Source organism: Nonomuraea roseoviolacea subsp. carminata (genome assembly GCF_024172185.1).
GTDB lineage: Bacteria > Actinomycetota > Actinomycetes > Streptosporangiales > Streptosporangiaceae > Nonomuraea > Nonomuraea roseoviolacea.
In genome coordinates this window covers 2,282,440-2,306,089 of record NZ_JAMZEC010000001.1, presented here as the reverse complement: position 1 = coordinate 2,306,089, position 23,650 = coordinate 2,282,440, and the positions used below count along the sequence as shown (strand labels likewise).

General features: G+C 72.8%; 17 protein-coding genes. 10 read left to right on the top strand and 7 right to left on the bottom strand.

What is annotated here, in order from left to right:
* Positions 1-33 precede the first annotated feature (33 nt).
* On the bottom strand, positions 34-456 hold the full coding sequence (locus HD595_RS10370) for a YbaB/EbfC family nucleoid-associated protein (protein WP_253767959.1): 423 nt from the start codon (positions 454-456) through the stop codon (positions 34-36).
* 123 nt (positions 457-579) lie between these two features.
* On the opposite strand from HD595_RS10370, the gene HD595_RS10365 reads away from it, so the two are divergent.
* On the top strand, positions 580-903 hold the full coding sequence (locus tag HD595_RS10365; RefSeq protein ID WP_253767956.1) for a hypothetical protein: 324 nt from the start codon (positions 580-582) through the stop codon (positions 901-903).
* A gap of 1 nt (position 904) precedes the next feature.
* Positions 905-1,726, top strand: a complete 822-nt coding sequence (locus tag HD595_RS10360; RefSeq protein ID WP_253767954.1) for a WXG100 family type VII secretion target — start codon at positions 905-907, stop codon at positions 1,724-1,726.
* A gap of 25 nt (positions 1,727-1,751) precedes the next feature.
* Here HD595_RS10360 and HD595_RS10355 read toward each other — a convergent pair whose 3' ends face one another.
* Positions 1,752-2,942 carry a WXG100 family type VII secretion target gene (locus tag HD595_RS10355; protein WP_253767952.1) on the bottom strand — a complete coding sequence of 397 codons (1,191 nt, stop codon included), beginning with the start codon at positions 2,940-2,942 and terminating at the stop codon, positions 1,752-1,754.
* Positions 2,939-3,250, bottom strand: a complete 312-nt coding sequence (locus HD595_RS10350; RefSeq protein ID WP_253767950.1) for a hypothetical protein — start codon at positions 3,248-3,250, stop codon at positions 2,939-2,941. Before HD595_RS10350 ends, HD595_RS10355 begins: the two co-directional genes overlap by 4 nt.
* An 86-nt stretch (positions 3,251-3,336) precedes the next feature.
* Between HD595_RS10350 and HD595_RS10345 the strand changes: the two genes are divergently transcribed.
* Positions 3,337-3,642 carry a hypothetical protein gene (locus HD595_RS10345; RefSeq protein ID WP_253767948.1) on the top strand — a complete coding sequence of 102 codons (306 nt, stop codon included), beginning with the start codon at positions 3,337-3,339 and terminating at the stop codon, positions 3,640-3,642.
* Between the two features lie 6 nt (positions 3,643-3,648).
* Positions 3,649-9,504: a WXG100-like domain-containing protein gene (locus HD595_RS10340; protein ID WP_253767947.1), complete on the top strand. Its 5,856-nt coding sequence runs from the start codon at positions 3,649-3,651 to the stop codon at positions 9,502-9,504.
* Here the strand turns inward: HD595_RS10340 and HD595_RS10335 are convergent.
* Together HD595_RS10335 and eccCa are read right to left on the bottom strand one after the other, a co-directional pair.
* Positions 9,474-11,987, bottom strand: coding sequence for a WD40 repeat domain-containing protein (locus HD595_RS10335; RefSeq protein ID WP_253767946.1), 2,514 nt, complete (start codon positions 11,985-11,987; stop codon positions 9,474-9,476). The genes HD595_RS10340 and HD595_RS10335 overlap by 31 nt on opposite strands.
* 10 nt (positions 11,988-11,997) lie before the next feature.
* Positions 11,998-15,978, bottom strand: a complete 3,981-nt coding sequence (gene eccCa / locus HD595_RS10330; protein ID WP_253767945.1) for a type VII secretion protein EccCa — start codon at positions 15,976-15,978, stop codon at positions 11,998-12,000.
* Positions 15,979-16,245: 267 nt separating this feature from the next.
* On the opposite strand from eccCa, the gene eccD reads away from it, so the two are divergent.
* Both eccD and HD595_RS10320 read left to right on the top strand, forming a co-directional pair.
* On the top strand, positions 16,246-17,631 hold the full coding sequence (gene eccD, locus HD595_RS10325; RefSeq protein ID WP_253767944.1) for a type VII secretion integral membrane protein EccD: 1,386 nt from the start codon (positions 16,246-16,248) through the stop codon (positions 17,629-17,631).
* Between the two features lie 61 nt (positions 17,632-17,692).
* Positions 17,693-18,136, top strand: a complete 444-nt coding sequence (locus HD595_RS10320; RefSeq protein ID WP_253767943.1) for a YbaB/EbfC family nucleoid-associated protein — start codon at positions 17,693-17,695, stop codon at positions 18,134-18,136.
* A gap of 45 nt (positions 18,137-18,181) precedes the next feature.
* Here HD595_RS10320 and HD595_RS10315 read toward each other — a convergent pair whose 3' ends face one another.
* Together HD595_RS10315 and HD595_RS10310 are read right to left on the bottom strand one after the other, a co-directional pair.
* A complete protein-coding gene (locus tag HD595_RS10315; protein WP_253767941.1) occupies positions 18,182-18,904 on the bottom strand; it encodes a hypothetical protein in 723 nt (240 codons plus the stop codon).
* A 12-nt stretch (positions 18,905-18,916) separates the two neighbouring features.
* Positions 18,917-20,638 carry a hypothetical protein gene (locus HD595_RS10310; RefSeq protein WP_253781473.1) on the bottom strand — a complete coding sequence of 574 codons (1,722 nt, stop codon included), beginning with the start codon at positions 20,636-20,638 and terminating at the stop codon, positions 18,917-18,919.
* Positions 20,639-20,957: 319 nt separating this feature from the next.
* Between HD595_RS10310 and HD595_RS10305 the strand changes: the two genes are divergently transcribed.
* The 4 genes from HD595_RS10305 (at position 20,958) to HD595_RS10290 (ending at position 23,646) form a co-directional block, all read left to right on the top strand.
* Positions 20,958-21,338, top strand: a complete 381-nt coding sequence (locus tag HD595_RS10305) for a WXG100 family type VII secretion target (RefSeq protein WP_253767939.1) — start codon at positions 20,958-20,960, stop codon at positions 21,336-21,338.
* A 26-nt stretch (positions 21,339-21,364) separates the two neighbouring features.
* Positions 21,365-21,691: a WXG100 family type VII secretion target gene (locus HD595_RS10300; protein ID WP_253767937.1), complete on the top strand. Its 327-nt coding sequence runs from the start codon at positions 21,365-21,367 to the stop codon at positions 21,689-21,691.
* A gap of 75 nt (positions 21,692-21,766) precedes the next feature.
* Positions 21,767-22,171, top strand: a complete 405-nt coding sequence (locus HD595_RS10295) for a hypothetical protein (RefSeq protein WP_253767935.1) — start codon at positions 21,767-21,769, stop codon at positions 22,169-22,171.
* On the top strand, positions 22,171-23,646 hold the full coding sequence (locus HD595_RS10290) for a WXG100 family type VII secretion target (protein ID WP_253767933.1): 1,476 nt from the start codon (positions 22,171-22,173) through the stop codon (positions 23,644-23,646). Before HD595_RS10295 ends, HD595_RS10290 begins: the two co-directional genes overlap by 1 nt.
* Positions 23,647-23,650: the final 4 nt, after the last annotated feature.

Sequence of the window (23,650 nt, the reverse complement as noted above, 5' to 3'; positions counted from 1 at the left end):
CCGTGCCCGTGGGGTGTTCAGAAGTCGCGGAGTTCAGAAGTCGTCCTGGCGGCGCCTGCGCGCGCCGTCCATGCGCTCGCCCATCTCGCGCCTGAACGCGTCCTGCATCTCCTCCACGTCGCGCCTGAACGTGCCCAGCGCGGAGGAGTCGGGGGCCGGGGCGAAGGCCATCAGCTCGCGGGCCTGGCGCTCGTGGTCCTCCTGGGCGGCGCGCACGGCCTCCACCACGTGCTGTCCCAGCTCGTCCGGGTCGAGGCGCATGGCCCGGGCGCTGATCCGCACCTCGATCGGCCGGCTCTCGGAGTCCACCCGCGCCGTCACCGTTCCCGCGCGGCTCTCGCCCGTGCCGGTCAGCCGGCTCATCTCCTGCATGGCCTGCTCCAGCTCACGCATCGTGCGCTCGCTGTCCCGCAGGATCCGGTCGAGGTCGCCGAGGCGGGGGTCCGTGAAGTCCATGCGTCCACGCCACCGGCGGCAGGTGAACGCATGCTGATCAGTGCCTGACGGGCCGACCAACTGATCATTAAAGCTGGCCGGATCGCGATTCGCGCCCCGGTGAATCATGCAAAATCCGTACATGTGAGCACATTGGCAGCCACGCCCGGGCAGGAAATCTACGTCACGTCCCACACGATCGGGCACGTCCGCGACCGGTGCGACGACGAGCTGAAGGAGTGGCTCGTCCACCTCCGGCAGATCGTCGCCACGCTGACCATCGGCCCGCCCGGCTTCGGCATCGTGGGAGATCACGTCATCGGAGGGACGTACGACGCCATCTGCCGCGAGGCCGACGGCCTGCTCGGCGGCGCCCAGGAGGCGGTCGAGAGCTGGGTGCGGACCCTCGACCAGTGCCAGCGCAACTGGCGGGCCGCCGAGGACCACAGCATCGTGAAGTACCGCTGACATGGGACCCTTCGGTCCCTCCGCGTACGGCCCCCTGCCCATCCTCGGACCGTACAGCCCGTACCCGCGGACCCCGCCCCCCGAGCCGCTCGGGCCCAAGGTGCTGCCGCAGCTCAAGCGGCTCGGCAAGATGTCGCTCTGGCTGGTGCCCGCGGGCGTCATCGCCAGCATGGCCATCGCCAACGAGCCGGCCATGGCGCAGGCCGCCGCCAACTGGAAGTACGGCGTGTCGGCCCGCCTCGACGACGGCATCAAGCAGCTCCTGCCGCAGATCACCCGGGCCTCGCAGAACGGCTGGATCGCGGCGGACCAGCAGGAGTTCGAGCGCGTGGTGGCGCTCTTCAGCCGGGAGGTCGGCGCGCTGCGCGGCGCCCTCGGCGAGATCGCGGCGGTGCTGGACGAGGTCGCCGCCGGCTACCGGAGCTACTGGGTGCGGCTCGCCGTGCTCGCCTCCATCACGGTGGGCCTGCTGGTCTTCGCCAAGCGGCTCAAGGCGTTCCCGCACACCAAGTTCTGGGGCGGCATGCTGGAGGCGGCCATCGCGGCCGGGGCCAACGGCGGCGTGGCCGCCATGACGCTGATCCTCGGCTCCTCCCTGCAGGGCGCCCTGGACAACGTCATGACCATGGTCCGCCGGCAGCACCAGTTCGGCTACGTGCTGCCGAGCGGCGCGGCGGCCGTAAACTTCACCCAGGCCACCATGGACGTCAGCCGCTACCCGTCGTTCCGCGCCCCGGCCAAGCCCGGCGACCTGCCGCCCGGCTACAACCAGTTCGACTGGGTCGAGCCCCTGCAGAAGAAGGGCGAGCCGCGGACCCCCTGACGGCGCCGGCTCGGTAGGGGCCGGCTCAGTAGGGCCGGTACCCGCCGCCGCTCTCCAGCGAGCTGATGCCGGGATGGCCGGCCAGCGAGCCGTAGCGGCGGTAGGTGTAGAGGACGCCGGCGATGATGTTGTCCACCGGCTCCAGGATCTTGCCGTGGCCCGGCAGCGCGTTCGACTGGAACGTGGGCGGGATCGTCTGCATCAGGCCCTGCGACGGGATGCCGTTCCTGGCGTTGATGTCCCAGTTGTTGATGGCGCTGGGGTTGCCGCCGGACTCGTGGTAGATGATCGTCCAGATCCGCTGGATGTCCCTGGGGTCGTCCGGGTCGAGGTCCTTGAGCTTGTTCAGCAGGCCCCGCTGCTTGGCCTCGATCGCGGAGGCCATCTCCGGCGACTTGATGACCCGGATCGCCTCCTTGATGTACGCGACGATGTCGGCCCGGGGCAGGGGGACGCTGCCCGCCGACGAGGTGCCGCCGGCGTAGGCGTACCCGCCTCCGCCACCCCCACCCGCGACGCTTCCACTGCCGCTCACGCCCATCGTCACGCCGGACTCGTCGGTGGCGGCGGCCTGGAGCGCCGTGCGCTCCGTGGAGGACGTCCTGACCCACTCCACCTGCTTGGTGCCCGGCTCGAAGTCGGCGCCGCCCGCGACCCTGATCGCGCTGAAGTAGCCGAACTCCTTGTCCGAGCCGACCTGGCCGTCCAGGGCCTTCTTCACCTCGCCGAGCACCGAGTCGGCCTTGTCCACGATCTCCTGGGCCCGGGTGAGGTTGCCGCTGACGATCGTCGTGGCGGCCAGCGCCGTCTCGGCGTCGCTCTCCGTGGTCCCCGGGTTCTGCAGGAGATACTGCCGCTTGTACGTGTTGGAGCGGGACACCGCGTCGTCGTACAGGGTGCCGATCTTGGAGTGCGCGTCCTCCAGGGTGCCCGCGGCCCGGTCGAGGGCGTCGGCGCAGGCGTTGAGCGCCTCCTTGAGGCCGGTGCCGGCCTTCGGGTAGGCGCTCATGTAGCCGGAGAAGGCGTCGGCCGAGGCGCCCTCCCACGCCGCGTTGACCGCCTTGACGGCCGAGGGGAGCTTGCCGGTGGCGCTCGCGACGTGGCCGGCGGCCACCCGCAGCGCGGCCGCGTGGTCGCGGATGGCCTGCGGGTCGCCCTTGACCTTGGCCCGCAGCGCGGCGATCCCGGCCAGCGTCGCCATGCTCCCGCCGCTCATACCGTGGCCGCCCTGGTCGCCTTGCGCAAGTTCCTCTCCACCTGGTCGATCGACTGCTCCACGCCCTTGAGGCGGCTGCGGCCCGTGCCCAGTTCCTCCTTGAGGGCCGACCAGACGTCGTTGACCTTGCCGGCCAGTGCCCCCGAATGGCTCAGGTCGCCGAACATGCTCGCCTGCGCGGCGTCGGCGGGCTGCTTCGCCGAGGAGTCCTGGAAGACGTCCTCCATGGTCAGCATGTTCGCCGCGGTGCGGGCCCTCTTGCCGCACGTTTCGAGAGCCTGGAAGTGGACGTCCACCCATTCACTCATGGAACTAACCGCCTTCTTGCTACGAAGCGAGCAAAAACCGAGCATAGTGGACAACAATCTTGATGTCCGTGGTGAAGGAGAAACTGTTGGGGCAGCCGTCCGACGGCTACGACGCGAGCGCGTCCGGCATCCGCCGCCGGGCCGAGAAGGCCCACGAGGAGGCCGCCTACGCGCGCGCCCTGCGTGACGAGCTGGCCGGCGTGTTCGCCCGAGAAGGCCGACCCATGGGTGACGACCTCTACGGGGCCGAGCTCGACAAGTCGTTCCCCAAGCGGCGCGACGCGATCCTGGAGGAGTTCCACTCCTACATCGCCGAGCTGGAGGCCACCCACGAGGGCATGCGCACCAGCGCCAAGCACTACGACACGGCCCGGCGGCAGTCGGAGCACTGAGCGCGCATGTGGATCGACGGCATCCCGGTGCCGGTCTGGATCCGCCCGTGGGTCGGGTGGGTGCTGGGGAACGACTGGCCGAAGGGCGACGAGAACGGCCTGTTCCGGCTGGCCGACGCGCTGCTCGCCACTGCCGAGGGCGTCGCGCGGGGGGTCGACGGCGACGGCGCCGAGCTGTTGCGCGGCATCGGCGACTCCTGGGACGGCGCCGCGCTGCGCGCCTTCGTCACGCGCGTCGAGCGGGAGGTGGGCGGCCGGCGGGCCGCGCTCGTGTCCCGGCTGGTCGGGCTGGCCGTCGCGTGCAACGACCTCGGGGTGCAGATCCAGTTCACCCGACGGCTGATGCGGCTCACGGTGCTGATGCTGGTGGTGCAGCTCGTGGCCCTGTCGCTGGCCCTGATGACCCCGGCGGGGCGCCTGGCGCTGCGGCTGATGAAAGGACGCGCCCAGGTCGCCCGGTGGACGATCAAGGTGTTCGCCAGGCGGCTGCTGCTCAACATCGCGCTGTTCGGCGGGCTGATGGGCGGCATGGACCTCCTGGTCCAGGCGACGCAGTCGCGGCGCGACGGCGTGGACTGGAAGCAGACCGGCGCGTCCGCGGGCATGGGCGCGCTGACCGGCGGGCTGATGACCGGCCTGGCGTGGGCGATGCCCGTACGGTCGCTGTGGACGCTGATGGCGCACTCCGCGGTGGCCGGTGGCGGGGCGACGCTGGTCTCCGAACTGCTCGACGGCAAGGACGGCGTCGACTGGACGCTCGTCCTGAAGGGCATGACCTCGGGCGCCGTCGGAGGCGCCGACGCCCACTGGGGGACCTGGAGCCCGGGGGGCGGGGTGAAGCACCTGGGGGGCGCCGCGAAGGCGTTCGGCGCGGACCTCGACACGTCCCCGTCCCCCCGGACGAAGGCGGAACCCGGCCCTGAGCCGGCCCATCACGGGGCCAAGGGGGATCCCCTCCGGTTCGACGGCCATCCCGCCGACGCGGAGGCGGGGGGAGCGCGGCCGCGGCCGGACGCCGGCGCGCTCCCGCACCTGTCCGACCGCGAACCCGGGCCCTCCGCTCCCCTGATCGGCCGTGAACCCGGTCCCGCCGGGGAGCACGCCCGGCACACGACTCTCGCCGCCTCGCCGGAGGTCAGGCCGGGCCATGACGCGCCCCGGCCCGGGACGGCCGACCGCGGCACCGTGGACGCGATGATCAACCGCGCCGTCCCCCAGGACCCGCGACCCGCCCACCAGCACGGCGACCCGCCCACCCACCAGCCCACCCACCAGCCCGCCGCCGCGCCCGAACGGCAGCCCACCCACCAGCAGGCCGCCGCGCCCGAACGGCAGCCCACGCACCAGGCCGCCGCGCCCGAACAGCAGCACATGGGCGCCCGTCCGCACGCCTCCTCCCCGGACGCTCCCCCTCCGCACCCCGCCGCCCGGCAAGGGGACGGCGCGCCGCCCGCGGCCCCGGTGCGCTTCGAGGATTCCGGCACCACGTTCACCGGCCGCCGCGCCGAAGCGCCGGACCATCCCCACCCCGGCGAGCCCGGCTGGACCGCCCGGGGCGACAACCCGGCCGGGACGAATCCTCAGCGGGAAACCACGAGCGTCCCGGCCTCTCCGTCCCCCGCCGGTGACGGCGTCCCGCATCCGATCGTCCGTCCCGCCGTGCACCAGGTCATGCTGAACGCGGATCGGCGCGCTCCGCTCCTGCCCATCCACACCGCCGAGGACCTGGCCCGGCTCCAGGGCGACCAGGCGAACCGCATCGACCCGCGCGAGGCCCTGCGCGCGAGCGAATGGGCCCACCTGCGCGAGGACGCCCCCGCGTACAGGGTGGAGGGCCGTTCGGGCGTGAACCACCACGACGGCCCGGTCGACGCGGAGGCGACCGCGCGGAAGAAGGCGGAGCTCGACCGGTCCGCCGACGTGACGGTCCGCCGCATCGGGGTGCGCACCGGCGGTGGGACGCGATGGGTCACCGAGATCGAGGTCAAGATCCGCTGGGTGGCGGACCTCGGGGTCACGGCGGGCAAGGCCCTGCAACTGCAGGCGAGCGCGATGGACGGCGTCGACCTCTACTTCAACCACCAGCACCGGCTCTCGGACGGCAGCCAGCTCCACGTCAGGCTCACGTTCGAGGAGGCCGACGGCATGAAGGTGGGCGCCAACGAGGTGGTCACCTTCAAGCCGGGACGGGGCCGCGCCGACCAGGTCACCTGGTACGTCAGTGACGGGCCGCACATCCACGCGCACGAGCTGGGGCACCACCTCGGCCTGCGGGACGAGTACCACGATCCCGACTACGCCGGACGCCGGACGCTGACCGACGGCGGGCGCGTGTTCGGCGCCAACCTCATGGGCGACGCGCACCGCCCCCACTTGAGCACCAACGAGCTGATGCTCGATCATCACGGTCACGAGGTGCCCCCGCTGGCCGGCCTGATGGACCACCACCTGCAGAGCATCGAGCGGCTGTTGCACCGGGCCGAGGCGGAGGACCGGCGGGTGGACACGCCCGGGCGTGGCGAGGGCGAGGGCGAGGGCGCGGGCGAGGGCGTCGGCGAGGCCGGGATCCGGTTGCGGGCCGACGAGCTCTCCCGGGCGAACCACGTGGCCGGGAACCTCTCGATGCCGCCCCATCTGGCCGACCTGCTTCACCGGTACCCCCACGAGAGCGGCGACCTCCTCGACCACCTGCGGGCGCTCGACCATGCCGACTGGATCTACGAAGGCGACGTCACCGGGCATCGCGTCAAGTACGTCAAGGCGCTGCACGACTCCATGCGCGCGATCTACGGAGCCCTCCCGTCCAACCTGGACGTCAAGGATGTCCAGCGCCTCCACCACCTCGTGCGCTACCTCGGCGGCAGTCCGGTACGCGACGTCCCCGACAGCCGCTGGATCCTGGAGCGCGCCGCCGCCGCGCTGGGGGACGGTGCGCCCGTCACGCCGCGCGAGATCGAAGGCCTGTCCCGTCTGGCGGAGTGGAACACCCCCATGTACGGCCCGCCGGAACCGTACGAGGCCGGCCCGAAGGCGCTGCACAGGGCGGCGGGGGAGTTCTTCGGCAAGCCCGGCGACGCGGGGCTCACCCGGCGGGTGACCGAGCTGTTCGCCTCGGCGGCCGAACACTCCAAGACCCTGGCCAAGGGCTGGGTCGACCACATCACGATCACGAACGAGCTCATCCGGCTGCGGAACGGCCCGGGGTGGGGCCGAGTGGCCGACGGCAAGGACTTCGCCCAGATGGTGGACCGGCTCTACGGCGTCGACACCCAGCCGGGCGGCTCCACGGCGTCCCCCGCCCGCGAGGCCGGTCCGGGCGGGCCGCGCCGCTTCCCGCCCAACCACCGCATACCGCCGGCCGAGCGATGGGCCGTCGGGGTCATGCTCGACGACTGGGGGGCGCGCCCGTTCGCGCTCGACCCCGAAGACGCCGTGACAACGGCGAGGTCCGAGGCCCAGCGCGCCCACGCCGACGTCCTGACGCTCCGGGCGGCCGACCCAGGGGTGGCCCGCGTCGAGCAGCGCCGCTTCGAGGGCTACGACGCCGCGGGGGAGCGCAGGCACATCACCGAGTACACCGTCCGGATCAAGGTCTCCTCGCCGTTGTCGACGTCGGAGCTCGGGGCCTTCAACGCCCGTCTCCAGAAGGGACTCGACGAGTACGTCAACGGCAGGCACCGCACGGCTGACGGGGACCAGCTCCACGTGCGCGTCCAGCTCGAACGAGCCGGCGGTGGCGGGGCCACGGTCGCCCACGGGGACCACACCCAGGCGCGGGGGCCGCTGGACTTCCGCACCGAAGCGCCCACCCTGAACCTGGTACGGCAGGTCGTCCGCCAGCTCGGCATGGAGGTGCCGCAGAAGCCCGCCTGGCTCGACTCGAGATGGGCGGACGGGGCCGACCTCGTCCGGCACGACACGGAGACCGCGCGCGCCGACGCCGGAGACGGCTCGCCTTCCGAGGCACACACCTCGTCGGCCGACGCCGGATCCCGTGCCCCGCTGGTCGCGGGCGGGGAGATGCGGGAGGCCCTCCGGCAGGAGCACGCCTACGCCCTCGACCCGCGCAAGACGGTGGGCGAGGATTCCCTCGCGGCGGCGCGGCAGGGCGCCGAGGCCCACGTCGTCACCAGCACGGAGGCGTACACGGTGGAGGCGCGCAGAATGCAGGCGCGCGGCGCGGACGGGACGCTCCGGCGGGTCACCGAGTTCACGTTGACCCTGCGGTACGGCGTGGCGAAAGACCTGGCGCCCCAAGCTGTGCTCAAGATCTTCTCCGACGTGCGCGACGCCGTCGACCTGCACTTCAACCACCAGCACCGGCTCCCGGTGGACGGCTCGCAGCTGCACGTGCGCGTGCGGTTCGAGCAGGCGCCGGCCGGCGCCGGCAAGGGGGAGCGGGTGGAGCTCACGCGCTGGGTCCCCAGCAAGTGGCAGGTGTGGGCGAAGCAGCCGGTGCTGGGCGAGATGGCCCCGCTCAACCTCCACGCCCAGAAGATCGGTCAGCTGCTCGGCCTGGAGCTGGAGTCGCTCGACCAGGTCATGCGCAAGACCGCCCGGGTCGTGGACGTGGAGGGCCCGGCTCGCGACGGCAGCCTCATGGGCGCGGCCGTCGTGCAGTGGGCGACCCGCCCGGACCGGGGATGGGCGGGCGTGCACGACCTCCAGCGGCTCGCCGTGCCCGAGATAGCCGGACTGCGCGACCGCCACCTGTGGACGCTGAACGAGCACCTCATCCGCGAGGACGTGCCCGAGCCGGTGGTGCCCCTCGACCGGGTGCCGGCCGGCGAGCCCGTCCAGCCGACGCCCTGGGCCAGGACGGACCCGGAGCGCGGCGTGGTGCCGAACCACATCCGGATCCTGCTGAAGCGTTTTCCCGTGGAAGGCTCCTGGCTGGAGCACGTCCGGCTGCTGGACCGCGTCGTGACCCTCTTCGGCAACGACCGCGTCGGCGACAGACTCGGCTTCAACGCAGTCACCCACGAGCACCTCCGGTACACCGGAGCGCTCAGCGACCTCGCCGCCGAGGTGTACGGCACGCACCGGGACCACTCGTTCAACGCCGAGGAGCTGATCCGCCTGCACGGGCTGACGGTGTGGCTGGGGCGGGGGCCGTACGAGGCGCTGCCCGACGGCGGCTGGCTGCGGGACGCCGTGAACGACCTGCTGGGCCGGCCGGCCGACCGGCCGCTGACCGAGAAGGACGTCCACTTCCTGGGCGGGCTCGCCAGCCGTCACGACCGGACGCCCTTCCACGTGCGGGAGGAGCGCTCGCCCGCCGCGCTGCTGGAGCGGGCCAGGCAGGAGCTCGACCGGGCGCCGCTGACCGTCCGGGTCGCGCTGGACGACGCCGCCACGCCGCTGGAGCGCGAGGCGGCCCGGTGGGGCGACCGGGGCGAGGAGATCGTCGAGGCGGCGCCGCGCGAGCTACCGGCGGGGGAGACCCTGCGGGACGTGCTGCGTTCCGGCACCGCCGACCCCGGCGCGCTGGAGGCGTGGCTGCGCCGGGTCGCCGAGGTCGAGTACCCGGGAGCCGGCGTCCGGGCCGAGCTGGGCGAGTGGAGCCTGGTGGACGGGCGGCTCAGCTTCTCCCTCTACTACCGTTCCGTGGACGGTCAGGGGTCGCGGGGCCTCCCCCTCGCCATGGCCCAGTACGTCGTGACGGAGACGGCGGACGGGCGGCTGGTGGCCGCGCACTTCGCGCCCTCGCTCGCGCCGTCCGCGCGGCCGGTCGACGTCCAGCGCGTCAGGATGGCGTGGACGCGGTGGAGCCGGACGCTGGACGACGCCTACATCGCCGTGGGCGTCAGCGAGATCCGTTATCCGCAGTTCTACGTGCTCAAGCCGCTCGACCCGCCCTGAGTGACCGCGTACGGGCCGGGGGACAGGGCCAGCGGCGTCTCCGCCAGCCGGGTCTCGGCGACCGGCGCCTCCCCGGGCAGGCGCCACACCCGGACGACGCCGTCGCCCGCGCCCGCCGCCAGGACCCCGGGGCCGAGGAAGCTCAGGCACCGGACCGCGCCCGGTGCGCCGCCGAGCACGGCCACGTCCTCGCCGGTCACCGGGTCGCGCACGGGGATGCGGCCGTCGTAGCTGCCCGAGGCGAGGACCGTGCGGCCGTCGGGGGTCTCGCCGAACGCCAGCGCGTACACGGGGAAGGGATGCCCGTGGACGACCAGCAGCGGCTCGCCCGTCTCCAGGTCCCAGACCCGGACGGCCCGGTCGTACCCGCTGGAGGCGATGACCCGCCGGCCGCCCACCCGGCCGGTGACGACGGCGGTGACTCCCGCCGGGTGACCGATCAGGCGGCGCAGCGGCCGTCCGGAGAGCGCGTCCCAGGTCCGCACGGTCCCGTCCAGGCCGCCGGACACCAGCAGGCCGCCGTCGAGCGCGAGCCCCGTCACGGGCCCGGAGTGCGGGGTGGGCACCACCGTGACGCCGCCGGGCGCGCCGTGGTTCGGGGTGGGCGCCACCGCGCCGTCGCCTGGCGCGCCGTGGAGGCGTACGGCGCCGGAGGCGGTGCCGCAGACGATCGTCGTCCCGTCCAGCGCCAGAGCCGTGACGCCGCCGTCGGTCCGGGACATCTCCAGCGCGTCCTCCTGGGACGGCGCCTTCGTGAGGTCGCCGTCCGGGCCGTGCATCTCGTCGACGGCGGGCTCGCCGTCCGGCCTGTGCATCTCGTCGACGGCGGGCTCGCCGTCCGGCCTGTGCACCTCCTCGACGGTGGGCTCGCCGCCTGCGAGCCGCCAGACCCGCGCCACTCCGTCCGGGAACCCCGCCACGACGCGTTCTCCGCGCGGCCCGGCGCTCGCGGCGACCGCCGTCGCCGGGGCCGTCGCGAGGACCGCCAGGGGCGTTCCGTCCGCCGCCCAGACCCGCACGCCGTCACCCGCACTCACCAGCCGGTCACCCACCGCCGTGAGGCCGGCCGCCCACGCGCCCGCACGCCAGCGCGCCGCCGGCCCCCCGGTCGCGAGGTCCCAGACCACCACCTCGCCGTCCAGGCCGCACGAGGCCAGCGCCGCCCGTCCCGCCACCGTGAGGAACGCCAGCCCGGTCACGCTCGCCCCATGCCCGTCCAGGCGGCCCGCGGGCTCGCCGGTCACCGGGTCCCAGAGCCGGACGACCCGGTCCGAGCCCGCCGAGGCGACGAGCCCCTCCCGGGCGGCGACCGCGTTCACCCAGCCGTCGTGGCCGCCCAGGACCCGCAGCAGACGGCCGTCCGCCGCGTCCAGGAGGTGGACCGCCCCGTCCTCCCCGCCCGTGACCAGCAGCCCGCCGTGGGCGCAGGCGGCGGTGAGCGCGCCCTCGTGGCCGTCCGGCATGGCGCCCAGGGACCCGCCGGCGTCCCAGACCCGCACCCGGCCGTCGTCGCCGCCCGTGTAGACGAGGCCGCCGCTCGCCGCCAGCGCCCTGATCGGCCCGCCGTGGCCGGTCGCGGCGTGCAGCCGCCGCCCGTCCGCGGTGTCCCAGACCCGGATGGCGCCGTCGTCGCCGCCGGCGGCAACCAGGTCGCGACCGCCCGCCGTGCCCAGCGCGAGGGCGTGGGCGGGCGTGTCCGTCACGGTGGCGCCGCCCAGCGGCTCCTCATCCGGCAGGCCGTACAGGGCGAAGGTGACGCCCGGACGGGACACGGCGTACGCGGGCCGCCCACCGGCAACGCCGAACGCGGCGGCGCCCGGCGCGCCGAAGCGCACGCTCACCGGGCCGCCCGGCGTCTCCCCGGCCTCGCCGTGGGCCGAGCCGGAACCCGGCCCGGCCGGCGGCGAGACAGCGGGGTCCGGGGCGCGGCGGCGGGCCAACGGGGGCAGCTCGTCCGGGACGTCCGCCCCTCGCTCGCCCAGCGCGTCGCCGCCCACCTGCCGCATCAGCGCGTCCAGAATCCGCAGCGCGGCTCCGAGCCCACCCCGGGGCCCTCCGGGCCCGCGGGACTCGTCTCCCGGCCCGCGGGAACCTCCCGGCCCGCGAGACTCGCCTCCCGGCCCGCCGGACCCGCCTCCCGGCCCGCCGGACTCGGCTCCGGTTCCGCCGGGCTCGCCTCCCGGCCCGGCAGCCCCGCCGCCCGGCCACGCCACGACCAGCGTCCCCGCCGGCTCCGTACCCGTGACCGTGATCTCGCACAGCGGCCCGCCCGGCACCGGCGGCTCCGGCGCCGCGTCCGGGAAGCCCGCCTCACGCAGGGCCTCCAGCAGCCACGGCCACACCGCCGGGTCCGGCTCGGCGATCCAGCCCCGCACCCCGGCGGCCGTCTCGTGCCGGAGCCGGACGACGCCCTCCGGCCCGGCCGTCAGCTCGGCCAGACCCGGGAACGACGGCCCCGCCACCCGGTAACGCACCTCGGACACGTCGGCCAACCTACTCGGACGGCTCCAGGTAAGCGGTCTGGACGAGCCGCGCGCCGAACCGGCGGTCCACGTAGAAGCCGCGGCCCTGCGGCAGCGGCTGCGGCCGGACGTTGCCGAACAGCGCTCCCTCGTCCTTGTTGCCCGACATGATCAGCGCCGGTGAGGCCATCTCCTTCATCCGCTGCACCGCCGAGTCGTACAGAGCCCGGCTGGCGCCGCCCATCTGACGGGCGAGGATCAGGTGCAGGCCGATGTCGCGGGCCTGCGGCAGCAGCTCGGCCAGCCCCTGCAGCGGGCTGGCCGACGAGGTCGCCACGAGGTCGTAGTCGTCGACGACGATGTACAGGTCGGACCCCTCCCACCAGCTCCGGGAGCGGAGCTGCTCGGGCGTCAGGTCGGCGGGCGGCAGCCGCTTGAGCAGGGCGCTGCGGGCGTCGTTGACGAGGTCCGTCGCGGCCTTGCTCGAGGCGGCGTAGCCGATGCGGTGGTCGGTGACCGCCGTGTCGAGCAGCGCCCGGCGGTAGTCGATCACGATCATCATGGCCTCCCTGGGCGTCTTGCGCGCCACCAGGCCCTCCATGATCAGCTTCAGCACGTTGCTCTTGCCGCACTCGGTGTCGCCGAACACCACGAAGTGCGGATCGACGTCGAAGTCGAGCAGCACCGGCGACAGCGACGCCTCGTCGATGCCGAGCGCGATCCGGCTCGGCCCGGTCTCGTCCGGTCCGGGCAGGGACGCGGCGGGCAGCAGCGACGGCAGCAGGCGCACCGGCGGGGCCTTCGGGCCCTGCCAGGAGGCGCTGGTGATGTCCACCAGCGACCGCACGCCGTCGGCCAGGTCCTCGGTGCCGCGGACGCCGTCGATGCGGGGCAGCGCCGACAGGAAGTGCATGCCCTCCTTGGTCAGGCCGCGGCCCGGTGTGCCCTCGGGCACGGCCAGCGCGGCCTTGCGGTTGACCTCCGACTCGTACGCGTCACCGAGCTTGAACTCCAGCCGCGTGCCGAACAGGTCGCGGATGCTGGCCCGGAACTCCGACCACTTGTTGGTGGAGGCGACCACGTGGATGCCGTAGCCGAGGCCGCGGGCGGCCAGGTCGGTGATGACGCCCTCCAGGCCCTCGAACTCCTGACGGATCGTCAGCCAGCCGTCGACCACCAGGAAGACGTCGCCCCAGCCGTCGCCTTCGAGGGTGCCGTCGGCGACCTGCCGCCGGTAGGTGGCCATCGAGTCGATGCCCCGCTCGGTGAAGTCGCGCTCGCGCCGCTGGAGCAGGCCGGAGACCTCGGCGACGGTCCGGCGGACCCGCTCGGCGTCGAGGCGGCTGGCCACGCCGCCGACGTGCGGCAGCCCCTCCAGCGGGCCGAGCGTGCCACCGCCGAAGTCGAGGCAGTAGAACTGCACCTCGCGCGGCGTGTGGGTGAGCGCCATGCTGGTGATCAGGGTGCGGATCGCGTTGCTCTTGCCGCTCTGGGTGCCGCCGGCGACGCCGACATGGCCGGCCGCGCCCGACAGGTCCAGCCAGTACGGGTCGCGCCGCTGCTCGAACGGCTTGTCGATGATGCCGACGACGGCGTGCAGGCGGCCCCGGCCGTCCCAGCCCGGCGTGGACAGGCCCAGCTCGGGGGTGACGGACAGCGGCGGCAGCAGGTGCGCGAGGGTGGGCGGCTCGCCGAGCGGCGGCAGCCAGATCGGGTGGGCGGCCGGGCCCTGACCGGACAGCCGCTCCACGACGATGTCGAGCAGGCTGCGCTGCGGCCCCTTCTCCTCGGCCGGCGCCACCTCCTTCGCGGGCTGCTCGACTACGGGGACCGGCACGTGGCCGGGGCCGTACTCGACGATCTGGGTCTGCAACGCGGAGCCGGCGTCGGCCGGGACGTGGCGGGGGTCGGCCTGGTAGGGGCCGGACACGTACGCGGCCTTGAACCGGGTCATGCCGGTCGTGTCGAACTTGAGGAAGCCGTTGCCGGGGGCCGACGGCAGCTCGTAGGCGTCGGCCACGCCCAGCACGACGCGGCTCTCCATCGCGGAGAACGTGCGCAGGCCGATGCGGTACGACAGGTGGGTGTCGAGGCCGCGCAGGCGGCCCTCCTCCAGCCGCTGCGAGGCGAGCAGCAGGTGCACGCCGAGCGAGCGGCCGAGCCGGCCGATCATCACGAACAGCTCGATGAACTCCGGCTTGGCCGTCAGCAGCTCGCTGAACTCGTCCAGCACCACGAACAGCGTCGGCAGCGGCGCCAGCTCGGCGCCCTGCTCGCGGGCCCGCTCGTAGTCGCGCAGCGAGGCGTAGTTGCCGGCCGCCCGCAGCAGCTCCTGGCGGCGGACCATCTCGCCGTGCAGCGCGTCGTGCATGCGGTCGACCAGGGGGAGCTCGTCCTCCAGGTTGGTGATGACCGCGGAGACGTGGGAGAGCGACTCCAGCCCGAGGAACGTGGCGCCGCCCTTGAAGTCGACGAGGACGAAGTTGAGGATCTCGGAGGAGTGGGTGACGGCCAGGCCGAGCACCAGCGTGCGCAGCAGCTCGCTCTTGCCGGAACCGGTGGCGCCGATGACCAGGCCGTGCGGGCCCATGCCGCCCTGCGCCGACTCCTTGATGTCCAGCTCGACGACGCGGCCGTCGGCGCCGAGGCCGATGGGCACGCGCAGGCGGTTGCGGCCGGCCCGAGGGCGCCAGCTCACCGCCGGGTCGAGGCGCAGGGGGTCGCCGATGCCGAGCAGGTCGGTCAGCGTGGTGTTGGCCGCGAGCACGTCCTCCGGCTCGCCGGCGTTGTTGGCCGAGGCGCGCAGCGGGGCGAGCTGCCTGGCCAGGCCCTCGGCGCGCAGGTAGTCGAGCTGGTCGGCGTCGCCGAGCCGGGTCTTGGTCTCCTTGCCGGTGTGGTCGATCTTGACCATGTGGAACCCGTCGGGCTGCACGTCCAGCCGCAGGGTGCTCTTCTCCTCCACGGCGCCGGTGTTGCCGGACAGGTCCAGCACCGTGACGCCCTGGATGGCGTCGGTGCCGAGCTGCGAGTCGTGCGGCACGTGCCCGCCGTCCACGATGAGCACGTGGTACGGCAGCGAGTCGCCGGCCGAGCCGGGCCGGAACCGGGCGCGCTCCTTCAGCTCGTTGCCCACGAGGCGGTCAAGCTCGCCTAGGTTCTCGGCCATGAGCCGGACCTGACCGGCGCCGTCCATCTCGTCGGGGTGCAGCGCGTGCGGCAGCCACTTGATCCAGTCCCAGTGGGCCATCCACTCCTGGTCGGCGCACACCATGACGCGGAGGTCGTCCGGTGAGTGGAACACCGCCATCTGGCCGACCATGGCCCGCACCATGTCGCGCACGGCCACCGGGTCGCCGGTGATCCTGATCCGGGCGAACGAGCCGAGGGCGACGGCCACGGGCAGCCGCGACACCGTGGCGTGCGCCCGCACGAACCGGCGCAGCGCGCCGGCCGACAGCGCGTCGAGGTCCTCGACGGGCTTGGAGTCCGGCGGGATGAGCTGGATGGCCAGCTTCTGCACGCCCGTGCCGAGCCGTACCGTGCTGAAGTCGTCGTCGCGCGGGCGACGCTCCCACAGGCGCGGGCCCATCGCGATCCACCACAGCGCGTCGGGCTCGGGGCCGCTCCACTCCAGCGCCTCGCGCTGCTGCTTGGCGGCCCGCCTGACCTTCTGGCGCACCTGCGACAGGTAGCGGAAGAAGTCGCGGCGGGCGCCGTTGAGCCGGTACCTGCGCTCGCCGGCCTGCCGGCCCATCTGGCCGATCGTCATGCCGACCATGGACACCGCGAACATGCCGCTGGCCACGTACATGATGGGGTTGGAGTTGCCGCCCGCCGTGAACATCAGCGCCATCGCCGCGCCGCCCGCCACCATGGGCAGGTACGTGAGCACCATCATGAACCCCTGCCCCTGCACCTCCGGGATCTCCGGTGGCGACTCCAGCAGGATCTCTCCGCGGGGTGGTTTGGGGCTTGGGCGCCGCTCGGGACGCCTGACTACGACGATGCTCACCGTGAGACGGTCCTCCGTATCGGTTGGTGCCCTTCTTACCAGAAGGGACCCAGTATGTTCTCTGTTGTCCATGGCGTTCGTGGGACGGAGTGACGACACATGGGACCTATGGTCCATGGACCGGCCGTATCGGGGCCGATCCCGCACGGCCCTCCGGCGGGGCCTCCCGGCCCACCCGGGCCGCCGTACCCCCCTGGGCCCCCGCACCTGCCGGGACCGCCGCAGGGGCCCTTCCAGGGGCCGATCCGGCAGGGCGCGCTCGCGCAGGTGCCCGTGCCGCTGCCCGCGCTGTGCCACGTGACGATCGTGGGGCCGAGGAAGAAGGCCGACCTGGCGCTGCCCGCCGACATCCCCCTCCCGCACGTGCTGCCGAACCTGCTGCGCGCGCTCGACGAGGTGGGCGGCGACGCGGCCGCGGCCCCCGGCTGGACCCTCCAGCGGCTCGGCGGCGCCCCCCTCGACCTCGGCCAGAGCCTCGGAGAGCTCGGCATCCTCGACGGCGAGGTGCTCTACCTGCGCCCGCGCGAGGCGATCCTGCCTCCCGCGCTGTTCGACGACGTGGCCGACGTGGTCGCGACCGGCGTGAAGAACGCGTCCAGCCCGTGGTCCAACCGGCACACCAGGCTCACCGGCGCCGTCGGCGCCCTCGGCGTGCTGGTCGCCGGCGCGGTCGCGCTCATGACCTCGGGCGCGCCGGCGCTGGTCGTCACGGTGGTCGCCGGGGTGCTCTCCGTCGTGCTGCTGGCGACGGGCGCGGTGCTGTCCAGGGCGGTCGGCGACTCGCTCGCGGGCGCGCTCATCGGCCACGCCGCGCTGCCGTACGGCTTCCTGGCCGGGCTGTTCGCCCCGGCGAGCGGCGGCGTGCTGGCGAGCATCGGGGCGCCGCACGCGCTGGCCGCGTTCGCCTGCACCGCGCTGGTCGCGACGATCGGCGGCGTGCTCATCTCGGACGGGGTGCCGGGCTTCCTCGGCACGTCCATCGCCTCGGCCGCGGGGGCGATCGGCGCGGCTGTGATCATGGTGTTCGCCGCGCCGCCCGCCGGCGTCGCCGCGGTGGAGATCTCGGTGCTGCTGGCGCTCAGCCCGCTCGTGCCGACGCTGTCGTTCCGCCTGGCCAAGGTGCCGCTGCCGAACATGCCCACGACGGCCGAGGAGCTGCGCAGCGACAACCAGCGGCTGGACAGCGCGGCGATCCAGGAGCGGACCGCGATCGCCCAGCGCTACACGACCGGTATGATCATCGCCATCGCGCTGGCGTCGCTCGTCACGATGGCGCTGCTGTCCACGGACGACGGCTGGATCGCCGACCTGATGATCGGCACGCTCGGGCTGACGCTCATCATGCGGGGCCGGGTCTTCCGCGGCGTCCGGCAGCGGCTGTGGCTCATCATGTCGGGGCTGACGGCCTTCGGCGTGCTGGCCTTCTCCCTCGGCTCCGGCTCGGGCGTGATCGGGGCCGTGGCCGTGGCGGTCGGCGCGCTGTGGCTGGGGCTGATGGCGGTCGGGATCGGCCTGTTCCTGCCCTCGGGCAAGCCGTCGCCGTTCTGGGGGCGCGCGGGCGACATCCTGGACGTCGTGCTCATCGTGGAGCTCTTCCCGCTCGCGCTCGGGGTGCTTGAGGTCTATTCGTGGGTGCGCGGATTGTCCGGCTGAAGAGGTTGTCCGGCTGGTAGGTTGCTGCGCGATTTAACTGTGATGCGAAGGTGGAGCGGTAATGCAGGAATTCGGAGACTTCGCGAACATCGACATCGACAAGCTGCTCAAGGGGGCTGACGAGCAGTTCGCCCGGATCGAGGAGCTCCAGAAGTCCATGACCGACATCGTCGGCCGCGCGCAGGACGAGGACGGCCTGGTGACGGTGGAGTACGGCAGCGAGGGAGTGCGCCAGCTCCAGCTCCACCCCAAGGCGATGCGGCTGTCCTCGGGGGAGCTGGCCGACCTCATCAAGGTCGTGCTGCGGGACGCCGCCGCCGACCTGCAGGTCCAGGTCAGCGGCGCCATGTCGGAGGCGTTCGGTGAGGACGACAACCCGATGAAGTTCGTCGAGAACCCCGACGAGGCGCTCAACAAGATCAAGGAGGCGGAGGCGGCGTACAACCGGACGTTCGAGGACGTCATGGGCGAGCTCGACCGCATCCGCCGCCGCCTCGACCTCTGACCGCGACCCCGAGGCGCCGCCGGCGGTGTGGCCGCCGGCCGGACCTCAGCCGTCGAAGCGCCTGCCCTTCGCGTCCTGCCGGGGCAGGTCCGGGAGGTAGACCTGCTTGAAGTCGGGCGCCTTCGTGCCCGTGGGGTGCGTGACCTTGGCCGCGGTGCTGTTGGCCCGCATCATGAAGATCGCCGCCATCCCGCTGGTCAGTGAGGCCGCCGTGACGAAGGCCAGGCGGTTCCTGCCCACGACGTATCTGACGAGGTTCATGAGGCTGTTGCCGGCGCCGACGGTGGCGATGTCCGTGCTCGCGCTGAGCGGGCCGAGGACCTTGGTCGCATTGCTGAGCAGGACGAGGGACACAATGGTCGCTCCGACCACGCCGCTCACGACCGCACCGGCCAGGGACAGGTTGGCGAGTGAGTGCAGGAGGTCCTTCATCCCGTCGAAAACCTCCTTGGCGTCGGTGGCCTCCACGCCGAACTTCTCCTTCGCCTGCTCTGCCGCCTCACGGCCCATCTTCTCCCACTGCTCATCGGTGACTTTGTCGAACGCCTCCTTCAGCATGATCGCGGCCTTCCCCACCGTCTCGCCCAGGTCACCGGACCTGTTCCCTTCGTCATTGATGGCGCCGGGGCTGGAGAGGATGGTGCCGATCGACGTGCCGATGTACTTGGCGATGAACTTCAACATGGGATTGACAGCGAAGTACGACGCCCCGATGCTCGCGGCGATGCCCTCGATGTAGAGCGCCAGACCGGCGTCGTAGTTGTCCATCTCAGTCCCCGCTCACTTGTGGTTCACGTTGCTGGCGTCGTTGGCCTGGGTCACGGTCTTGGCGCCGGCGTCGAGCTGCTGCTGCCAGACGCCGAGCTGCGTCTTGGCGTTCTTCAGGTAGTCGGCGGCCGCGGTCCGGGCTTGGCTGTAGGACGGGACGAACGTGACGAGCCCCACCACGCCCAGCCCGAAGGTGAGACCGCCGTCGCGTGCCTTGCGCTCGGCCTCGCCCATATGGTCGCCGGGTGTGCCGCCTTTGCCGCCGTCGGTGGGCGCCACCGCCTTGCCGAGGTTCGTCATGCCCTCGGGGTCGGCGTTGCGCCAGCCCCCGCCGACGTTGCCGTCGGCGAGGATCTGCTCCCGGGTCTTCTTGGGCTCCTTCTCCTTGCCCTGGTCCTTGCCGTCTTTGCCACCGGCGCCGCCGGTGCCGTCGCCCCCGCCGGTCCCAGCACCGCCGGTGCCGTCGCCGCCACCCCCAAGGCCGGCGTCCTTGTCGCCGGTGTCCTTGCCGTCGGCGTCCTTGCCGTCAGTGCCCTTGCCGTCGGTGCCGCCTCCGCCTCCGCCGCCGGTGCCGGTGGGAAGGCCGCCCAGGCCGCCGCCGGTGGGGTCTTCGGCGCCCGGGGTCGTACCGGTGCCGTCGCCCGTTCCGGTTCCGGTGCCGGTCCCTGTCCCGGTGCCGTCTCCAGTTCCGGTGCCGGTCCCTGTCCCGGTGCCGTCTCCGGTGCCGGTGCCGGTTCCCGTGCCGTCACCGGTTCCTGTGCCGGTACCTGTGCCGTCACCTGTACCCGTGCCGGTTCCGTCCCCAGTACCCGTACCGCTCCCGTCCCCGGTGCCGGTTCCTGTGCCGTCACCCGTCCCGGTACCGGTTCCGTCCCCAGTGCCCGTTCCGTCGCCGGTCCCGGTGCCCTGGTCGCCGTTTCCGGGATCGCCGGTTCCCTGGTCACCCGTGCCGCCGGTGCCGTCCTGCCCCGACTCGCCCTGGTTGTCGTCGCCTGAGCCGTCGCCCTGGGAGCCGTCGTCCTGTCCGTTCGGGTCGCCCTGGCCGTCGCCGTCCTTGCCGTCGGACTCGGGGTCGGTGGCCTCCTCCACGGGCGCGTCCGGACCCTCGGGGTCCAGCGGGTCCACGGCCTCGTTGTCGTCCGTCCCGAGGTCCGGGTCGTCCTGCTGGGCGTCGGACGGCTCCCACTGCGGGTCGCCCACCGCAGCCTGCGGGTCCACCATGCCGGGCTCCGTGTCCACCGGCTCGTCGCCGCCGTCCCGGGAGTCGCCCTGGCCGCCGGTGTCGTCGCGGCCGGTGCTGTCCTGGCCGCCGGTGTGGTCGCGGTTGGAGGTCCCGTCGCTGGTGAAGATGACCTCCAGGTTCGCGTCCGGCCCGTTGACGCCCCAGCCGATCCCGTCGTCGCCCGTGCCCGCGTCACCCGTGCCGGCCTCGCCTCCCGGCACGCCGTACCTGCCGTCGTCGCCTCCGGAGCCGCCATGGTCACCACCGTGACCGCCGTGCCCCTCATGGCCACCGTGGTCGCCGCCGGGGCCGCCGGGGCCGCCGGGGCCGTCATGGCCGCCGGGCCAGTCGTGGTGTCCGGGCTCGCGGGGGCCGCCGGGCTCACCCGGACCGCCGGGCCGCCCGTGCGGATCGGGCTCGCCGACCGCGATCCCGGCCGCGCCCGGGGGCGGGCTGCTCCAGTTGAGCAGGCTCTCGATGCTCGGCCTCTCCCCGCCCGTGACCTCAGTCACCGATGCCCCTCCAACCACGCTGGTCAAACGGCGAAACCCTGGAAAAGCCTAGCCCCGTGATCACCGAACCGTACAGACAACAACTTTTACCGCGTAGGGCCACCAAAGCCTCTTCGGATGTGTCAGGAAAACGCATCGCTCCCACCAGGGCGTTTCCCGAAAAGTCGCCTTCTCGTGATCTTTCTGTTATGTTAAGTCTCTGTTATTTATGGGGCGCGTGGTAGCTAACATGCCCTTTGATGATGTTTTGCGGGGATCATCGGGTCGCGCGACCCGGGGCGCCGCGAGCCAGATCAAGCCCTGCTGACATGGAGGTCCAATGGCGGACATCGACGCCGCTCTGGCGGCAACCAGCCCGACGTCCCTCAAGAAGGCGGCGGGCTACTGCCAGAGCACTGCCCAATACATCGAAGGCCAGCGCCGGCGTGTCCAGGAGATCAAGGCCTTCATCATGGCCAACTGGGAGGCCAACGCCGCCCGGGCCTTCGGCCGGGCGCTCGACCAGTGGGACTTGGAGTTCATCGAGGTCCGCAAGATTCTTGAGGGAATCTACGACAAGCTCAACATCGGCGCGGGCGTGTACGCCAACGCTGCCGACCACGACATGGACCTCGTCCACGGCCTCATGCACGCGGGCCAGACCGGCGGAATCGACTCGCTCATCAACGCGCACACGCCCTCCGCCCCGTCCGCCCGCTGAGCGCCTGAACAACACGGAGGATCATCATGGCGAACCCGAAGAACCCGAACGACTACCTCGACGACCGCGTACGCATCCATTTCGACAACATGGACCTCGCGTACGAGGACCTGAAGAAAGTCATCACCGAGCTCGACAAGGCCACGGACGACCTCTACAAGGACCTCCACAACGAGCTCAACGAGATCTGGGTCGGCGGCGCCCGCACGTGGTTCGAGGAGAAGAAGCGCGAGTGGAACGAGCACGAGGTCCGCATGGGCGAGCAGCTCTTCAACGCGGCCCAGGTCGTTCAGATCGCGAACGGCAACTACCGTGCCGCTGAGAAGCGCAACATCGCGATCTGGTCCGACTGACGCCGCACGCGGCAGCCGTTCTCTCTCGGTCATCGCGTGACGCGGTGGCCGAGTTCGCTCGTCTAGGGGGTTGGGATGACCCAGAAGGACGCGATTGACGGGGGCACCGATCCCCTGTACATCGATCCTGATCTCTTCGATGGCGGCGGGGCGCGGGAGCACTCGCCCTCCGCGATGCGGAAGATCGCCGAGGAGCTGAAGACCGCCATCGGCGCCCTGGAGGGCTCCGGCTCGGCCGAGGGGTACACGACCGGCTCGGTCAACGCCATCCTCGACCACTGCCAGCTCACCGAGGCGCAGATCGGCACCTGGCACGACGCCAGCGCCTTCGCGTCCACGGTCGGCAAGAACAGCGGCGCGCACAAGTTCGCTGAGGTGTACAAGCAGTACATCCAGGCCCTCAAGGACGTCGTCGCGGCCATCGAGGCGAACGCCGCCAACCATGGCGCCGCCGACACCGCGACGGAAGGCGGTGCGTGATGGCCGAGCGGAAGACGGGCCGGCAGGTCGTCGTCATCCTGTCCTTCGACAAGATGCCGGAGGGCGGCACGGTCAACGCGTCCAAGGACGAGATCCTGCACCTGCTGAACAAGACGCAGCCGTCGCAGATCCAGGACGCGGGTTTCGCCTACGAGAAGGCGGCCAGCGCCGTCGAGAGCAGCATGAAGACGCTGGAGGAGCACGCCGGCAAGATCCTCCAGGTCTGGAAGGGCGCCGACGCCAGCAAGGCCAGGCACGCCATCCAGATGATGCACGCCACCGGCGGCGAGCTGGCCACCAAGCTGGAGATGATGGGCTCGGCGCTGCGCCAGTACGCCGGCTACATCCCCGAGACGATCTCCAAGGTCGAGGGCATCAAGGCCCAGGAGGAGAACAGCGGCGGCGGCACGTACGGCGACGCGGAGACCAAGACCGCGGCCGACGCGGCGGCCAAGAAGGCGGCCGAGGATCGCGAGGCCCAGCAGGCCATGCGGGAACTCAACAAGAAGATCGTCGACCTGTACACCCTCCAGGTGCCGCACGACGTCTCCTACGAGCTGCCGGCCGTCTCCGTCCCGGGCGGCACGGGCACCTACAGCTCGACCCCGTACCCGAAGAGCGTCGGCGGCATCGACGGCGGCGGCAACGGCGGCGCGGGCGGCGGTTACGACACTGGGACCGGCGGCTTCACCGGCAGCGGCGGCATCGGTCACACGGGCGGTTCGGGCGGCACGGGTGGCACGGGCCACACGGGCGGCTCCGGCGACCACGGCGGCTCGACCGGCGGCGGCAACGGCCACTCGGGCGGCTCCGACGGCACGGGCGGGACCGGCGGCACGGGCGGCAGCGGCCACCCGGGCGGCTCCGACGGCGGCACGGGGACGGGCACCGGCGACGGCTCCACCGACGGGCAGAACCCCGGCGGCCCCGGCGACCCGAACGGCCAGACCCCGGGCGGCCCGGACGGGCAGACCCCCGGTTCGCACGACCCGGGCTCCACGTCCGGCAGCAGGGACGGCACCGCCCCGCCGGTCCTCGGCCGCGACGACACCCCGTCGCACCGGACCGAGATGGAGAGCTACCAGCCGCCCAACACGCTGACCACGCCCACCACCACCGGTTGGTCGCCGACGACCACGACGTACTCCAACCCGTTCACCACCCCCACCACCACGATGGTCACGCCGCTGAACCAGCTCAGCCCCACGGGCGGCACGCCGTACGTGCCGTCGGTGCTGGGCAACCCGCACGGCGGCGGCGTGGGCTCGATGGCGGGAGAGGCGCTCCCGGCCGGCTCCGTGCGCGGGTCCGGCGGCGGCTCGACCGGCATGCCCGTCGCGCCGCTCCTCGGCGGCGGCCCGGGCGCCGAGGACGGCGAGGAGCTTCCGCGGACCTACTACCTCGCGCAGGATTGGGACGTCGCGGGCACGCATGGCTTGCCCGGTGGGGTTCTCGGAGGACAGGAGCAGGTGTAGGAAA

Bases quoted from the DNA above. Each gene is read 5' to 3' on its own strand.
- HD595_RS10300 (WP_253767937.1), top strand. From the start codon at position 21,365: ATGGCGAACCCGAAGAACCCGAACGACTACCTCGACGACCGCGTACGC.
- HD595_RS10305 (WP_253767939.1), top strand. From the start codon at position 20,958: ATGGCGGACATCGACGCCGCTCTGGCGGCAACCAGCCCGACGTCCCTC.
- HD595_RS10295 (WP_253767935.1), top strand. From the start codon at position 21,767: ATGACCCAGAAGGACGCGATTGACGGGGGCACCGATCCCCTGTACATC.
- HD595_RS10340 (WP_253767947.1), top strand. From the start codon at position 3,649: ATGTGGATCGACGGCATCCCGGTGCCGGTCTGGATCCGCCCGTGGGTC.
- HD595_RS10350 (WP_253767950.1), bottom strand. From the start codon at position 3,250: ATGAGTGAATGGGTGGACGTCCACTTCCAGGCTCTCGAAACGTGCGGC.
- HD595_RS10290 (WP_253767933.1), top strand. From the start codon at position 22,171: ATGGCCGAGCGGAAGACGGGCCGGCAGGTCGTCGTCATCCTGTCCTTC.
- HD595_RS10360 (WP_253767954.1), top strand. From the start codon at position 905: ATGGGACCCTTCGGTCCCTCCGCGTACGGCCCCCTGCCCATCCTCGGA.
- HD595_RS10370 (WP_253767959.1), bottom strand. From the start codon at position 456: ATGGACTTCACGGACCCCCGCCTCGGCGACCTCGACCGGATCCTGCGG.
- HD595_RS10320 (WP_253767943.1), top strand. From the start codon at position 17,693: ATGCAGGAATTCGGAGACTTCGCGAACATCGACATCGACAAGCTGCTC.
- HD595_RS10315 (WP_253767941.1), bottom strand. From the start codon at position 18,904: ATGGACAACTACGACGCCGGTCTGGCGCTCTACATCGAGGGCATCGCC.
- HD595_RS10355 (WP_253767952.1), bottom strand. From the start codon at position 2,942: ATGAGCGGCGGGAGCATGGCGACGCTGGCCGGGATCGCCGCGCTGCGG.